This window comes from Pseudoalteromonas sp. G5_S1_54_S4 (assembly GCF_054968565.1).
The window spans coordinates 1-766 of the sequence record NZ_JBQKUL010000127.1 but is presented as its reverse complement, the minus strand read 5'-3'; the positions used below and the strand labels follow the sequence as shown (position 1 = coordinate 766).

1 protein-coding gene is annotated in these 766 nt (G+C 40.5%); it reads right to left on the bottom strand.

Annotated elements, in window-relative coordinates:
- On the bottom strand, positions 1-766 hold a 766-nt coding region (locus tag ACTRWE_RS19220), incomplete at both ends, for an ISAs1 family transposase (RefSeq protein WP_462880533.1).

Here is a 766-nt window from a genome sequence, read left to right as displayed (position 1 = left end):
TATACCAACGCGTTTCTATCGTGTCTGTACCTGATGATTTATCGTGAACCTCAGCGGTTACTTGAATAACACTCTTTAAGCCAGACCATTGGTAGATTTTATCTAACCAGCTTTTATCAATAAGCAATTGCTGACAAACCCTTGTTTCAATGCGCCCATGCCCTGAGCTTATTTCGGTATGTTTATCATAGTTGCTATTGGTCAATCCTTCGCGCTCACTCTTGTGCCACCAAGCTTCTAATTCACTCTGCATACCTGAATGGTTACCTTTGAGCGCTAGGATATAATCAGCTTTTTGTTTAATTATTTGTTTCGCTATTTCTTGCTGGCAGCCCATAGCATCAAGTGTAATGATGCTATTTTCAATATCTAGCATGGTGAGTAACTCAGGTATGGCTGTGATTTCATTTGTTTTGCTATCAACGGCTGTTTGCCCTAAAACTAACTGGTGTTGGCAGCTCCATGCACTGACGGTATGTAAAGCACTTTTTCTATCTTTGGTTGTAAATGAACGACGTGCAGTTTTTCCATCCATAGCAATAATATCAGCACCCGTGGTTTCAATAAGTGAAGATATCCAAGATTGAAATGCATGCTCTATTTCATCTGATTTTAACCGACAAATGACACGGGCTATGGTGTCGTGTCTTGGAATACCCGCGTTGAAAGCGCCATATCTTTTTAACCAATCAAGTTTTAGATGCCCAAAATCTTCAATATCCTCCCATCCTTGTGCACCGGAGATTACTGCACTAATGGCTAAAAG